This window comes from Kytococcus sp. Marseille-QA3725, assembly GCF_054950055.1.
Genome location: NZ_JBUCLA010000001.1, coordinates 441428 through 456088, shown reverse-complemented (window position 1 = coordinate 456088; position 14661 = coordinate 441428). Strand labels below are relative to the sequence as shown.

Sequence of the window (14661 nt, the reverse complement as noted above, 5' to 3'; positions counted from 1 at the left end):
CGAAAGGTCTCGGGGCGGGGTGGCTCAGCCGCGGTCGGCGAACCAGTCGGCGCGGGCGGGGCGGGTGTTGTGCCAGACGTGCTTGGTCTCGACGTACTCCCCCAGCCCGGCGATACCGAGCTCGCGGCCGATGCCGGACTGCTTCATGCCACCCCACTCGGCCTGCGGCACGTACGGGTGGAAGTCGTTGATCCAGACGGTGCCGTGGCGCAGCCGGCCGGCCACGCGGGCGGCGCGCCCGGCGTTCTCGGTCCACACCGCGCCGGCCAGGCCGTAGATCGTGTCGTTGGCCAGGGCGACGGCGGCGTCCTCGGCCTCCTCCCGGGTGTCGCCGGAGAAGGTCTCGACGGTGAGCACGGGGCCGAAGCTCTCGGTCTGCACGCACTCCATCTCGGTGGAGCAGCCGTCCAGCACGGTCGGGCGGTAGTAGGAGCCCGCGGCCAGCTCGCCACCGGGCACCTCGCCGCCGCAGCGCAGCACCGCACCCTCGGCGACGGCGGACTGCACGTAGGCGTGCACCTTCTGCTGGTGGGCGGTGCTGATCAGGGGGCCGGACTCGGCCTGCTCGTCCAGCGGGCCACCGAGGCGGATCTGCTCGGCGCGGCGGACGATCTCGTCCACCACCCGGTCGCGCACGGACTCCTCGACGACCAGGCGGCTGCCGGCCGAGCAGACCTGCCCGGAGTCCAGGAAGATCGCGGTGACGGCGTTGTCGATCGCGGCGTCCAGGTCCGCGTCGGCGAAGAGCACGAAGGGGTTCTTGCCGCCGAGCTCCAGGGCGACGTTCTTCACCGTGTCGGCGGCCGCGGCCATGATCCGGCGGCCGGTGTGCAGTCCGCCGGTGAAGGAGACGAGGTCCACGTCGGGGTGGTCGGTCAGGCGGGCACCGACCGGGTCACCCGGGCCGAGCACGAGGTTGCCGACGCCGGCGGGCAGGCCGAGGCGCTCCAGGGTGCGCAGCAGCCAGATGGACGTGTGCGGGGTCAGCTCGCTGGGCTTCAGCACGAAGGTGTTGCCGGCCACCAGGGCGGGGGCCACCTTCCAGGCCGTCTGCAGCAGCGGGAAGTTCCACGGCGTGATGAGGGAGCACACGCCCACCGGCTCGTGGACCACCTTGGACTCGACGTCCGGCATGCCGGTGTCGACCACCCGACCGGCCTCCTGCTGGCCCAGGGCGGCGAAGTGCCGGAAGACGCCGATGATGTCGTCCATGTCGATGCGGGCCTCGACCAGGCGCTTGCCGGTGTCGAGGGCCTCGGCGCGGGCGACCTCCTCCTTCTCGGCCTCCAGCGCGTCGGCGAGCTCGGAGACGAGGCGGGCCCGCTCGGGGGTGGGCCGGGTGGACCAGTCGCCGGCGTCGAAGGCGCGACGGGCGGCGGCGATGGCGCGCTCGACGTCCTCCGCGCCGGCCTCGGCGACGGTGGCCACGTGGCTGCCGTCGGCGGGGCAGGTGATCTCGCGGGTGGCCCCGGATCCGGCGGGGACCCACTGACCGTCGATGAACAGCTCGGACACGTCGTTCCTCCTGGTGGGTTCGCTGCACGGGGTCGGGACGGCCGCGTCGACCCGGGGCCGACGGCGTCCTCACCACGTCGTGACACCAGCACAGTAACGGACGTTTCACAGTAATGCACATTTCATGTCGGCCGGATCGCGGCTAGGATCGGCCCATGCCCCCCAAGACCCCCGTGCGCGAACGCCTCCTCGAGGTGGCGACCCGGATGATGTTCGTGGACGGCTCGGTGAACACCCCCGTCGGCGCGATCCTCAAGGAGGCCGGGGCCTCGGCGGCGAGCCTCTACACGCACTTCGGCAACAAGGACGGCCTCCTGGCCGAGGCCCTGGAGCGCCGGCTGGCCGTCTGGACCGAGGTGTGGGACCGCCACTGGGAGCACGCGGGCACCCCCACCGAGCGGCTGCTGTCGGTGTTCATGGCCATGCGCGAGTACCACCACTCCCGCCTCCGCGAGCGCTGGTGCTCCTTCCACGCCACGGCCTCGGCGCAGTCCTCCCCCGTCCCGGCGGTGCAGAAGGTGCTGGTCGCCGACCGCGAGCAGCTGCGCCGCCGCCTCCTGCTGGCCGCACACGAGCTGCTGCCGCAGAGCCCCTCCCTGGCGGGCGCGCTGGCCGACCAGGTCGAGATCGCCTACGAGGGCATGCTCGCGCTCATGCTGCGCGGCCCCGCGGACGAGGCCATCGAGACCGCCGAGCGCACGGCCGAGGCCCTGGCCGCCGCCGCCCTCGCACAGGGGGCGCCCACCGGCTGAGACCCCCTCCCGGTGATGGCGTGATCTGTGACACCATGCGCCCTCCGTGGGGCGCGTCCCGGCCCCGCAGGTCCCCACCACCTCGTCCAGGAGGGCAGTCGTGTCCGCTTCCCCGTCCACCCCAGACGCCCGTCCCGCCCAGCGGGGCGGGTTCTCCCTCATCGGCCCCGGCCTGGTCGTCGCCGCCACCGGTGTGGGTGCCGCCGACCTGGTGGCCACCGTCATCGCCGGCCAGAAGTTCGGCTACGCCCTGCTGTGGGCCGTGGTGGCCGGCTGCATCCTCAAGATCGCGCTGGTGGAGGGGGCCGGGCGCTACAGCCTGGCCACCGGACACACCATCTACGAGGGATGGCGCTCGCTGGGCCGCTGGACCAGCTGGTACTTCGCCCCCTACATCGTGATCTGGGGCTTCGTCTACGGCGCGGCCGCGATGGCCGGCACCGGCTTCCCGCTGCACGCCCTGTTCCCCGGCCTGTCGGTGGCCTGGTGGGGCATCCTCTCCGGTCTGGCGGGCATGGCCCTGGTGCTGCTGAGCCGCTACGAGCTCTTCGAGAAGGTCTGTGCCGCCCTCGTCGGCGTCATGTTCGTGGTGATGGTGGTGGCCGCGGCCTTCACGCTGCCCAACCTGCCGGAGCTCGCCAAGGGTCTGGTGCCCACCGTCCCCGAGGGCGGCCTGGTGAACCTGCTGTCCGTGGCCGGCGGCGTCGGCGGCACCATCACCCTGGCGGCATACGGCTACTGGATCCGGGAGAAGGGGTGGACCACCCCGGCCCACATGCGTCTGATGCGCACGGACAACACCGTCGCCTACGTGGTGACCGGCATCTTCGTCATCTCCACGCTCATCGTCGGTGCGGAGCTGCTGTACTCCACCTCCGAGGCCGTGGCCAGCGGCGACAAGGGCCTCGTGCAGCTCTCGGACGTGCTGGCCGATCGCTACGGCCGGGCCGTCGGCACCCTCTTCCTGGTGGGCTTCTGGGCCGCGGCGATGTCCTCGATCCTCGGCGTGTGGAACGGCGTGTCCATGATGTTCGCGGACTTCGCCGGTGACGCCCTGGGCAAGCCGGAGGACCACCCGGACCGGCAGGCCGGCGGCCGCTGGTACGTGGCCTTCGTCCTGTGGCTGACCTTCCCGCCCATGCTCACGATGTTCTTGGGCAAGCCGGTCTGGCTGATCCTGGCCTACGGCGTGCTGGGGGCCTTCTTCATGCCCTTCCTGGCCGTCACCCTGCTGTGGATCCTGAACACCGATCGCACCCCGCGCGCCTGGCGCAACGGCTGGCTGAGCAACACGATGCTGACCATCTGCGCGGCGCTGTTCGCCTACCTGGCCGTGCAGCAGCTGGTCGAGCTCGTCGGCTGAGCCGGGGCCCCCTCCTGCTGTCACACACCGCGGCACCACGTGCACCGGTGCACCGTCCCCCGCCGGTAGGAGGGTGAATCGGCCCCGGACGTGTGAGGGTGTGGCCAGCCCCGGCACCGGGGACTTTTCGTCTGAGGAGGAAGGCTCTCGTGAAGCGTTTCGGGCAGGTACTGACGGCCCTCGGGGTGCTGGGGCTCGTCATCGGGGCGGTGATCTTCGGCTGGGGAGTCGTCCAGGCCGCCCAGACGGGCGAGGCCCTCACCTCGGGGCAGACCATCAGCGGCAGCACCGAGGTGGAGCTCGAGGAGGGCGACCACCACCTGCTCACCACACCGCTGGACTCCGACAGCAGCGCCACCTGCACGGTGACCGACCCGGACGGCTCCTCAGTGGGCACCACCCCCAGCGAGGACGACGAGTACACCGCCGAGGACGAGGTGGAGCTCGTGGGCGCCTTCGACGTCGACGACTCGGGGACCCACCGGGTGGACTGCACCGGGGACGGCGTGAAGCTGACGGACCACGTCGACCCCAACGGCTTCGCCTTCGGTGGTCTCGGGCTGCTGGGGGGCCTCCTGCTCGGTGGGCTCGCCTTCCTGGTGACCGTCCTCGGCATCATCCTGTGGGTGGCCGGGGCCAAGCGGGACCGCCGCGGCTCGGGCGGGTACGGCGGCCCCGGTGGGTACGACCAGTACGGCTACGGCGCCTCCCCCGCGCAGCCCGGCGGCGGGTACACGCAGAACCCGTCCTCGTTCGGCCAGCCGGGCACGCCTCCCCCGCCCCCCGGTGCGCAGGCCCCGGCGCCGGGTCGGCCGGAGGATCCGACGCGTCAGCCCGGCGGTGTGCCGCCCCGCGGCGTGGTGCCCCCGCAGAGCCAGGTTCCGCAGCCCCCGCAGGGTCAGCCTGCCCCGTGGGAGCACGACCCCTACGCCCCGCCCGGGGATCGGCGCTACTGACGGGTCCCGGCTCGGGCCAGTCGGCCCGTAGCCCCATCGACCGGCCGGGGCCGGCGACGACGCTCAGTCGTCGCCGGCCTCGTGCGTCCCCCGGGCAGCCCGGCGGGCATCGTCGGAGCCGCTCCCCTCGTTGCTCGCCTCGGCCTCGTCGTCCTCGGTGCTCGACGTGCCCGTGGGGTTCTTGGGCGCGAAGGTCGAGCGCAGGGCGGACAGCATCGCGTGGGCGATGACGACCCACCAGAACCAGCGCGCCAACGTCTCGCCGGTCTGGCCGACGGCCAGCTGCAGGTCGGGGTTCCACCGCAGGAAGTCCTCGATCGGGCCGTAGAACAAGAACAGCGCGAGCCCGGTGAACCAGCGTCCGGTGAGGATCTGCCCCACACCGGGCCACAGGGCGGTGGCCCCACCGGCGAGTGCCGCCCAGAGCAGACCACCGACCCAGTGGCCGGGCGAGACCAGACGCTGGCCGATCGTCTGGGCGCCCTCCTCCTCACCACTGACGGTCGGCGAGGTGGTGGTGTCCGAGGTCGTCGAGGTCGATGGGGCTGCCGCGTGGGAGCTGGCCCTCGTGGAGCGCTCCGTGCTGACCGTCGTCTCCACCAGGTCCCCGCCCTGCGCGGAGGGCTGGGTGGTGGCCCGGTCCCCCAGCAGGCGGGCGGTCTGCTCGGCCCGGCGCCGCGCGGACTCCTCGTTGAGGTGCTGCAGGTAGTCCTGCGGGGACATCTTGTTCGGGTCGACGGCCATGGGCGGAATTGTGGCCCATGGTGACGGCGATCCCGCCGCCCACCACGCGGGAAACCCTGTGGGGCCGTGACGTAGTGCGGCACACCCCGGGAAGGCGAGGCGGGGAACGCGGCCGCGCACAGCGGTTGAGGCACGGCCGCCTCCGCGAGCGCCGGCAAATAGGAGTGGCAGCTGGCAAGCTGCCCACCATGACGGACCGTTTGCCCGAGGGGCGTTACGACCACTTGGTGACGCATGCGCTGCGTGACCGCCTCGCGACCACACATGCGGAGGTCGAGTACGAATCCGTCCCGGACGAGGACGAGGTGGAGTTCGCCGTCACTCACCTGACGCAGGCATTGCGCCGCAGGTTGCGCCAGACACGGCCCGGTCGAGACCGGGTGGCACTGGTCGAGACCGTCACCCAGGCCATCGATGCCGCCGCCGAGTCCCCCGCCAATGAACAGCTCCGGCGGCTGGTCTCTGTCATCGACACACCCGCTATCGGGGAGGCTCCCCGCTACCGGCGATCCCCCAGTACGCCGCTGAGTGAGTCAGCGCTGCTGACGAATGCTCACGGCGAACCGTCCATGGGCGCCGAACTCACCCGTGAACTCGACAGTGCTGACGAAGTGGACCTCCTGTGCGCCTTCATTAAGTTCGCTGGCGTGCGCACGATGGAGCGAGAGCTCCGGCTCCTGAGCGAGGCAGGGGTGCCGCTGCGCATCATCACCACCACCTACATGGGCGCCACAGAGCGGCGAGCAGTCGACTGGCTGGTGCACCAGTTCGGCGCCCAGGTGAAGGTGCACTTTGAGTCCCGCGCAACGCGGCTGCACGCCAAGGCATGGCTCTTCCGCCGGCGAACGGGCTTCCACACGGCGTACGTCGGGTCGTCAAATCTCTCCCGGGCAGCGCTGCTGGACGGTGTGGAATGGAACGTCCGCTTGACCCAAGGCGGAACCCCTCACCTGCTGGAGAAGTTCAGGGCCACTTTCGATTCCTATTGGAACGACCCATCATTCGAGACCTACCTGCCCGAACGTGATGGCGACCGACTCGACGATGCGCTGGCTATCGCTGGAGGCACATCCGCCACGTCCCTGGTGATGGACCTGTCGGGACTTCAACACCGCCCATACCCCTACCAGCAGGAGATGCTGGACGCGCTGCAGGCCGAACGGGAGATTCATGACCGGCACCGTAATCTGGTGGTGGCGGCCACAGGAACCGGCAAGACCGTCGTCGCAGCATTCGACTACCGGAATCTCGCCGAAGCATCCTCGACACGGCCACGCCTGCTCTTCGTCGCTCACCGGGTCGAGATCCTCGAGCAGGCTCGACGGACCTTCCAAGAGATTCTGGGCGATGGGTCCTTCGGCGAGATCCTGGGATCTCACTACACGACGCATCGCTGGGACCATGTCTTCGCAACCGTCCAGAGTCTCTCCAACCGCTTGGACGATCTTCCCCGCGACCATTTCGACATCGTGATCGTGGACGAGTTCCACCACGCCGCCGCGCAGACCTACCGCATCTTTCTGGACCACTTCCAGCCTCGGGAGCTGCTCGGCCTCACTGCCACTCCCGAGCGTGCCGATGACATACGCATCCAGGACGCATTCTTCGACGGGCGGACGGCCTACGAACTGCGGTTGTGGGATGCCCTGGCCGGCGACCTTCTGTCTCCCTTCCACTACTTCGGCATCGCGGATGCGACAGACCTCCGGTCGGTCAGCTTCACGCGCGGCTCGTACGACCAGGACCAGCTCACCACTCTGTACACGGGAAATCAGGCACGAGCCCGCATCATTCTCAAAGCGGTGCGGGACAAGGTCACCGATCCCCTGGCCATGCGCGCCCTGGGATTCTGCGTCGGGGTGGAACATGCCCGTTTCATGGCGCGCGTCTTCACCGAGGCCGGCATCCCTGCCCGCGCGCTGTCTGGGGACTCAAAGACCGCGGAACGCCTCGATACGCGGTCAGCCCTAGTCGCTGGCGACATCTCCGCCATCTTCACCGCCGACCTGTTTAACGAAGGTGTCGACATCCCGGAAGTCGACACCGTCTTGTTTCTGCGTCCCACGGACAGCCCCACGATCTTCCTGCAGCAGCTCGGCCGGGGACTGCGTCGGCATGCGTCCAAGGCGGTTCTCACTGCTCTGGACTTCGTGGGCCACCACCACGAGAACTTTCGTCTAGAACAGCGCTTCCTCGCCATGACCGGTGTAACCCGCGGTGAGCTGGGCCGGCATGTACGCCACGGTTTCCCGTTCCTGCCAGCAGGCAGCCAGATCGTGCTAGACGATGTCGCGCAGGAGGAGGTCCTGGAATCCCTCCGGGTCTCGCTGCAGCTCAATCGCCCCCGGCTGGTGGCGGAGCTCAAGAAGCACGCGGCACCCTCTCTCACAGATTTCGCGTCGGCCTTGAGAACGGATCCAGAACGCATCGTTAAGAACAGCTCGTGGACGGCGCTGCAGCGCCAGGCGGGTCTGATCGACAAGGAGCCGGCATCCGCCGACGAGGAAGAGCTCCTTAAGCGACGCCACATGTTCTTCCGCATCGACGATCAGGAACGGCTGCATGCCTATCGCCGCTGGCTCGCACCCGATGCTCCTGACTACGACGACGAGTCCCCGCAGATGCAGCGCTTTGGCCGCATGCTGCACAGCATTATCTGGCCCAAGGGAGGGCGCACCACGTGGGCCGAGGGGTTGGCACACCTGGCTCGTTCCCGCCCCGCGTGCGAGGAGTTCCTCCAGGTGCTGGACATCGCAGAGTCACGTATCCGGCACATCGCGCGACCCCTGACCGGCAGCTTGGAAGAAACGGGATTGGCCTCGCATGCCACCTATGCCCGGGAGGAGATCCTGGCTGCTTTGGACTACGCGGCTGAAGCCACCCAGACCATCAGCCATCGTGAAGGCGTGTACTGGTCTGCGACCTGGGAGACAGATGCCCTGCTCATCACCGTGAAGAAGTCCGAGGCCCTGTTCTCTCCCAGCACGATGTATCAGGACTATGCCCTCGGCTCGCGGCATTTCCATTGGCAGTCGCAATCGCGCACCACACCATCGAGTCCCACCGGCCAGCGCTACATCCACCACGAGGAGCGCGGTTGCCACGTGGTGCTCTTCGCACGAGCGGTGAACACGAAGGACGAGTTCGGGCACACCCCTGGTTTCGTGGCTCTTCGCAGTTGACGGTGTAGTCGGTTGAGCGCGTCGGTGGCCGGGTAGGGGTCGAGGTCTCCCGGATGATGGAAGTTCTTCACGCTCGCCATCCCGAAAGACCTCGACGTGCTCCACCCTACTTTCGCGACCCCTGACCTGACCACGTTCTGCCGCCTCGACGAGCTCGGCCTCGTCGCCGTCGGCCAGCTGATCGAGCCGGATCGGGCCACGATCGAGTGCCGCGTCGTCGAGGACGACCCGTGGTGTCGGACGTGCGGCGTCGAGGGCGTGCCGCGGGACACGGTCACGCGTCGACTGGCGCACGAGCCGTTCGGGCACCGGCCGACGACCCTGCTGGTGCGGGTGCGCCGGTACCGGTGCGGACACTGCCGGCGCACGTGGCGGCAGGACATGACGCGGGCAGCGGCGCCGCGTGCGAAGATCTCCCGCGGCGGCCTGGAGTGGGCGCTGCGGGGCATCGTCATCGACCACCTCACCGTCACCCGCGTCGCCGCAGGTCTCGGGGTGTCCTGGAGTGCCGCGAACGCCGCCGTCCTCGCGGAAGGCAAGCGGCGCCTGATCGACGACCCCGCCCGGTTCGACGGGGTCACCACGATCGGTGTCGACGAGCACGTCTGGCGACACACGAGGCTGGGCGACAAGTACGTCACCGTGATCATCGACCTCACGCCCGCGAGGAACAAGACCGGGCCGGCGAGGCTGCTGGACATGGTCGAGGGCCGCTCCAAGGCGGTGTTCAAGCAGTGGCTCGCCGCCCGCCCTGCGGACTGGGCGAAGCGGATCGAGGTGGTCGCGATGGACGGCTTCGCCGGGTTCAAGACCGCTGCCGCCGAGGAACTCCCCGACGCCGTCCCCGTCATGGACCCGTTCCACGTGGTCCGCCTCGCCGGCGACGCGCTGGATGTCTGCCGGCGTCGGGTCCAGCAAGACACCACCGGTCACCGCGGGCTCAAGGGCGACCCGCTCTACACAGCCCGCCGCACCCTGCACACCGGGGCGAGCCTGCTCACCGACCGGCAGCGGGCACGCCTGGACGCAGTGTTCGCGAGCGAGGAGCACGTCGAGGTCGAGGCGACCTGGGGCATCTACCAGCGCATCGTCGCGGCCTACCGGGAGCCCGACAAGAAGAAAGCGAAGGCGATGATGCAGGAGGTGATCGCTGCGATCAGCAGCGGCGTTCCCGCGGCGCTCGTCGAGGTCCGCAAGCTCGGCCGGACCATGAAGCAGCGGGCGGGCGACATCCTCGCGTTTTTCGACCGCCCCGGCACCAGCAACGGCCCGACCGAGGCCATCAACGGGCGACTCGAACACCTCCGCGGCTCCGCCCTCGGCTTCCGCAACCTCACCCACTACATCGCTCGGTCGCTGCTCGAAGCCGGAGGGTTCAGACCCGCGCTACACCCTCATTCGTGAAGAGCCGGTTTCGTCTGTCTGGGCACTGCGCGCTATCGATCTCACGAGGGGTCTGCACCGATGTCGATCACGTGGGAGCTCGACCGGCCGCTCTCCGCCGAGATCCAGCAGGCAGCGAGCGCTGTGGCCTGACCCACGGAACACACCCCCACCCCGCCGCGTTGCCCCGTGCGCCCCGCTCCCCTACCCGAGAAGGCGGCAACCGTGAGCACCGACCGCACCTCCACCCGCATCGTCCTGGCCTCCCGCCCCACGGGTGAGCCGACGCTCGAGAACTTCCGCACCGAGACCGTCGAGCTGCCGCCCCTGGAGCCCGGCCAGGTGCTGGTGCGCAACAGCGCCGTCAGCGTCGACCCGTACATGCGCGGCCGCATGAACGACGTGAAGTCCTACATCCCGCCCTTCGGAATCGACGAGCCGCTCACCGGCCACGCCGTCGGCGAGGTGATCGAGTCGCGCTCCGAGGACGTCCCCGTCGGCGCCCACGTGACCCACTTCCTCGGCTGGCGCGACCTGGCCGTGGTGGACGCCGCGGACGCCACCGTTGTGGACACCGGGTCCGTACCGGATGCCGCCTACCTGGGCGTGCTGGGGATGCCCGGCCTGACGGCCTGGGGCGGCCTCACCCGCACCGGCGGCCTGCAGGAGGGCGACGTCGTGTTCGTCTCCGGCGCGGCCGGCGCCGTCGGCTCGATGGTGGGCCAGCTCGCCAAGTTGCTGGGCGCCTCCCGGGTGATCGGCTCGGCCGGCGGCCCCGAGAAGGCCGCCCACCTGAAGGAACTCGGCTTCGACGCCGCCATCGACTACCGCGCGGGCGACCTGCCGGGGCAGCTCGCCGAGGCGGCGCCCGACGGCATCGACCTGTACTTCGACAACGTGGGCGGCGACCACCTGGAGGCCGCCCTGGGTGCCCTGAACGTGCACGGGCGCGTGGCGATGTGCGGCGCGATCAGCCAGTACAACGCGACCGAGCCGCCGACGGCCCCGCGGAACCTGGCCCTGGTGATCGGCAAGCGGCTGCGCCTGCAGGGGCTGCTGGCCGCCGACTTCGCGGCCGAGAAGGACGCCTTCATCGAGCAGGTGGCACCGTTCGTGGCGGACGGTTCACTGCAGTGGCAGGTGACCGAGCGTCACGGCATCGAGGACGCCCCGCAGGCGTTCATCGACCTGCTGCGCGGTGCGAACACCGGCAAGATGATCGTGCGTCCCTGAGGGTCAGCGGCGCGACCACGGAAGCCACACGTCGACGACGAACTCCCCGTCGACCTCGCCCGTGGTCGCCCGGCCGCCGGCGAGGTCGACGCGCTCGTGCAGGCCGGTGAGCCCCAGACCGCCGCTGACGACGTCGGTGGGCTCCTCCCCCTCCTGCGGCAGCTCGTTGACGACGCGGACGGTCAGCCCCGTCCCGGCACGGCCGCCGATCTCGATGAGCACGGGGCACCCGGGGGCGTGCTTGAGCGCGTTGGTGAGCGCCTCCTGGATGATGCGGAAGGCGTGCCGGCTGGTGGAGATGGGCAGCAGCCCCTTCGCCTGCTCGCAGAGCGCCTCGGGCACGTCGAGGGTGACCGGGCAGCCGGCCTGCTGCGCGTTCTCGACCATCACGGCCACACCGGAGAGATCCGGCGGCGTGGGCGAGTTCTCGAGCACCGTGTCGCCCGTGGTGTCCGAGCGCAGGACGCCGAGGATCTCCCGCAGGTCGTTCAGCGCGGTGCGCGCCTGGGTGGCGATGGTGCCCGAGGCCTCCCGGACCTCCTGAGCGCTGAGGTCGTGACGGTAGGCCAGCCCGTTCGCGTGCATCGTGAGCACGGAGAGGCGGTGGCCCAGGGCGTCGTGCATCTCGCGGGCGATGCGGTTGCGCTCGGTCACACGAGCCTGCGCGAGGCGGGCAGCCTGCTCGCGCTCCGCGCTGGCCGCCTGCTCGGCGACGCTGATGGCGAGCTCCCGCCGCGCACCGATGTTCCAGCCGAGCAGCACGAAGACCAGGGCGATGACGAGGCCGTAGGCCAGGTTGGCACCGAAGCCGAAGGTGAACACCCCCTCGGCCTCATCGCGCTGCAGCCACTTGTCCACGGAGAGCGCGTAGAACAGGGAGGACACGGGCAGGGTGACCACCGCCAGGCCGATCTCCGGCAGGCGACGGTGCGAGGCGAGGGTCACCAGGGCGCACAGGAAGCTCATGACCACGAAGGTCGAGACCGTCATGAGCAGGCCGAGCACGACGGTGGTGGACACCGGCCGGCGGTGCCGCAGCAGAAGCAGCGGCAGGCTGAGGTGGCCGATGACCAGGTCGACGGTGCGCAGGGTCTCCAGGCGGTGCCGGAAGCCCTCGCCCAGGTCCTTGTCCCCCGTCCAGAACATCAGCAGGACGTACCCCAGGCCCCGCCAGCCAGACGATGAGGAGCAGCAGGAGCTCCTGCCACGGCGAGGAGGCCTCGGTGTCACGACGCGGGTCGGACGCCTTGGCGCCCGGGAGGAGGGCACCAAGGGTGGAGGAACTCATCCCGTCATAATACGGGGGCCACCTGCCGTGCCACATGGCCTCCGAACGGGCGCCGCACGGATGCCGAACGGACGCGGGGAGCGTGCTGGGTGCCCCGGCGGGGGGGGTCAGAGGCCCGGGTCGTGACCGGTGCTCTCCCGGACGTGGCGGGAGGCCCGGTGGTTCACCACCGCCAGCGGCAGGACGGCGAGCAGGGCGGTGAGGCACAGCACCGAGCCGGGCACACCGCTGGGGACGCTGGGCGAGGTGGCCATGAGCGCACCGCAGGCCAGGCCGATGAGGATGACGGCCATCGACACCATCACCCACGGGCGGGCCCGCAGGTGGACGGCGCGGCGGCACCCGTCGCAGTGGGACGCCTGCCGGCTGGCCAGGAGCAGCATGCCGGTGGTGCTGCGCACGGGGCGCCCCACGGCACGCAGGTCCAACACCAGCACCCCCAGCAGGAGGAACAGGAGCGCGCTCAGGAAGAGGAAGACGGGCGTCATCGCGCGACAGCCTACGGGGAGTCGGGTGGGGATCCGTCCACAGATGCGTACATTTGTTGCATTGCATTAGGCTTTTGTGTACCATGGATGCAGGATGTGAAGCACCGGGGGGGTGACGACATGCGGGGAGCACGAGAGGTCCTGGAGGACGCCCGAGGCCTGCTCGAGGAGCTACGAGGTGCCCGGGAGGGCCTGTGGCAGGTGCAGGACCACGAGCTGGACGAGGCGATGGAGACCCTCGGCGCCCTGGCGCGGGCGGCGGAGTCCGCGATCGTCGGTGTCACCGCCGAGGCGACGGAGCGTGGCGTGGTGGCGGCCAGTCGGTGTGCGAGCACCACCCAGTGGGTGCGGCAGCGGGCCGGTGAGCGGGAGCCGGGTTCGGCGAGCGCGGTGGCCCTGCTGGCCACCGCCTCCAAGGGGCCGGACGGGGCCTCGCTGCGCACGGCGCTGTGGGAGGACGGGATCGGGGTGAGGCTGGCGGCCAGGGCCGTCCGCGAGGCCCGACGGACCACGCCGCTGGTGCCGAACGCCGACGTCTCGGAGATCACCGGGCACTACTTGGACCGCGCTGCGGCCAGTGACGGTTCGCAGCGGGCGATGGACCAGCTGACGCGGGAGATCATCGCCCGGTACGGGGACGACGTCCTCGACGAGATGGATGAACGGGCCCGCCAGGTGAACTCTCTGACGACATCGCGCCGCATGGCGGGACGGGTGCGCTACACGCTGGAGCTGTGCGTGCCGGATGCAGCGCGCTTCGACGCCGCGATCGCCGGACTCAGCGGACCGCGCCCCGAGACGGGAACGACCGGGGAGGACGCTGCCGGAGGACCGTGGGCAGCTGACACCACGTGCGGGCTCGACCCGTTGGTCACCGACCACCGCTCCCCCGCCCAGCGTCGGGCCGAAGCACTTCTGGAGCTGCTGGAGCGCGCCCAGGCGGAGGACTCGCGCGCCACCGCCGGTGGCTGCGGCCTGTCGGGCTCGACGACCCTGATCGTCACGGCCGACGCCGCAGCGCTCCGGGAGGCTCTCGAGGAGCGCGTCGACGAGGTTGGGGACCTGCCCGCTGAGGGCACGAGCAGCATCCTGACCGGGCCCCGGCCCCGGAGTGGGCGTGGGCGTGGGTGGGCGCGGGGCATCCTGCCTGCGGCGGACGCCGGAGCAGCGAGCTTCGGCACCACGCACACCGGTGAGGTGCTCACCGCCGGTCAGCTGCGACGGATGGCCTGCGACGCGGACGTCCTGCCGCAGGTCCTCGGCGGCCCGTCAGCACCACTGGACACCGGACGGGTCCACCGTCTGGCCACACCGGAGATGCGCGCAGCACTCGCCACCCGTGACGGGGGCTGCACCGCCCCGGGCTGCGACCGACCACCAGGGTGGTGCGACGCACACCACATCCGCCACTGGGCGGACGGGGGCGAGACTGCCCTGCACAACCTGACGCTGCTGTGTCGGCGGCACCACACGATCGTGCACCGCGACGGGCTCGTCGCCACCGTGCGGCCCGACGGGGTGGAGTGGCGCGACCCGACGCTGCCGGAAGCGGGCGGATCCGTCGATCCACCACGCACCGGTGCGTGGTGGGCCTGAGCACTCGTCCACCTGGCCCGAACGCCCGTAGGGCCCACCGGGACGTGGCGTCCTGGTGGGCCCTACGGGCGTGGGCGTGCGTGCGTGGACCCACTCGTTGGTCTCGATGCTGCATGGTGGGCCCTACGGGCGTGGGCGGGCGTCACCCCGACGACGTGGCG

11 protein-coding genes are annotated in these 14661 nt (G+C 70.5%); 7 read left to right on the top strand and 4 right to left on the bottom strand.

Annotated features, from left to right (window positions below; genetic code table 11):
- Positions 1-24: 24 nt before the first annotated feature.
- A complete protein-coding gene (locus ACY8FT_RS02100; protein ID WP_462417294.1) occupies positions 25-1515 on the bottom strand; it encodes an aldehyde dehydrogenase family protein in 1491 nt (496 codons plus the stop codon).
- A gap of 155 nt (positions 1516-1670) precedes the next feature.
- Here ACY8FT_RS02100 and ACY8FT_RS02095 point away from each other — a divergent pair, with 155 nt between their 5' ends.
- The 3 genes from ACY8FT_RS02095 to ACY8FT_RS02085 all read left to right on the top strand — a co-directional run bounded on the left by ACY8FT_RS02095 (position 1671) and on the right by ACY8FT_RS02085 (position 4586).
- Complete coding sequence (locus tag ACY8FT_RS02095; protein ID WP_462417293.1) at positions 1671-2267, top strand: TetR/AcrR family transcriptional regulator; 597 nt, start codon at positions 1671-1673, stop codon at positions 2265-2267.
- Positions 2268-2367: 100 nt separating this feature from the next.
- The gene (locus ACY8FT_RS02090; protein ID WP_462417292.1) at positions 2368-3630 is read left to right on the top strand and encodes an Nramp family divalent metal transporter; all 1263 of its coding nucleotides are present in this window, start codon (positions 2368-2370) and stop codon (positions 3628-3630) included.
- Positions 3631-3779: 149 nt separating this feature from the next.
- Entirely contained in the window at positions 3780-4586 is an 807-nt protein-coding gene (locus ACY8FT_RS02085; protein WP_462417291.1) for a hypothetical protein, read from the top strand.
- 63 nt (positions 4587-4649) lie between these two features.
- On the opposite strand, the gene ACY8FT_RS02080 is transcribed toward ACY8FT_RS02085, so the two are convergent.
- Positions 4650-5330: a hypothetical protein gene (locus ACY8FT_RS02080; RefSeq protein WP_462417290.1), complete on the bottom strand. Its 681-nt coding sequence runs from the start codon at positions 5328-5330 to the stop codon at positions 4650-4652.
- 188 nt (positions 5331-5518) lie between these two features.
- On the opposite strand from ACY8FT_RS02080, the gene ACY8FT_RS02075 reads away from it, so the two are divergent.
- From ACY8FT_RS02075 to ACY8FT_RS02065, 3 genes are all read left to right on the top strand, one after another.
- On the top strand, positions 5519-8512 hold the full coding sequence (locus ACY8FT_RS02075) for a DUF3427 domain-containing protein (protein WP_462417289.1): 2994 nt from the start codon (positions 5519-5521) through the stop codon (positions 8510-8512).
- A 96-nt stretch (positions 8513-8608) separates the two neighbouring features.
- Positions 8609-9916, top strand: a complete 1308-nt coding sequence (locus ACY8FT_RS02070) for an ISL3 family transposase (protein ID WP_462417288.1) — start codon at positions 8609-8611, stop codon at positions 9914-9916.
- Positions 9917-10120: 204 nt separating this feature from the next.
- A complete protein-coding gene (locus ACY8FT_RS02065; RefSeq protein ID WP_462417287.1) occupies positions 10121-11128 on the top strand; it encodes an NADP-dependent oxidoreductase in 1008 nt (335 codons plus the stop codon).
- Between the two features lie 3 nt (positions 11129-11131).
- Here the strand turns inward: ACY8FT_RS02065 and ACY8FT_RS02060 are convergent, their stop codons facing one another.
- Positions 11132-12274, bottom strand: a complete 1143-nt coding sequence (locus tag ACY8FT_RS02060) for a sensor histidine kinase (protein WP_462417286.1) — start codon at positions 12272-12274, stop codon at positions 11132-11134.
- Positions 12275-12523: 249 nt separating this feature from the next.
- Positions 12524-12904, bottom strand: a complete 381-nt coding sequence (locus ACY8FT_RS02055; RefSeq protein WP_462417285.1) for a hypothetical protein — start codon at positions 12902-12904, stop codon at positions 12524-12526.
- A 120-nt stretch (positions 12905-13024) separates the two neighbouring features.
- On the opposite strand from ACY8FT_RS02055, the gene ACY8FT_RS02050 reads away from it, so the two are divergent.
- The gene (locus tag ACY8FT_RS02050; RefSeq protein ID WP_462417284.1) at positions 13025-14500 is read left to right on the top strand and encodes an HNH endonuclease signature motif containing protein; all 1476 of its coding nucleotides are present in this window, start codon (positions 13025-13027) and stop codon (positions 14498-14500) included.
- The last annotated feature ends 161 nt before the right edge of the window (positions 14501-14661 follow it).

Bases quoted from the DNA above. Each gene is read 5' to 3' on its own strand.
- ACY8FT_RS02055 (WP_462417285.1), bottom strand. From the start codon at position 12,904: ATGACGCCCGTCTTCCTCTTCCTGAGCGCGCTCCTGTTCCTCCTGCTG.
- ACY8FT_RS02095 (WP_462417293.1), top strand. From the start codon at position 1,671: ATGCCCCCCAAGACCCCCGTGCGCGAACGCCTCCTCGAGGTGGCGACC.
- ACY8FT_RS02080 (WP_462417290.1), bottom strand. From the start codon at position 5,330: ATGGCCGTCGACCCGAACAAGATGTCCCCGCAGGACTACCTGCAGCAC.
- ACY8FT_RS02075 (WP_462417289.1), top strand. From the start codon at position 5,519: ATGACGGACCGTTTGCCCGAGGGGCGTTACGACCACTTGGTGACGCAT.
- ACY8FT_RS02060 (WP_462417286.1), bottom strand. From the start codon at position 12,274: ATGTTCTGGACGGGGGACAAGGACCTGGGCGAGGGCTTCCGGCACCGC.
- ACY8FT_RS02050 (WP_462417284.1), top strand. From the start codon at position 13,025: ATGCGGGGAGCACGAGAGGTCCTGGAGGACGCCCGAGGCCTGCTCGAG.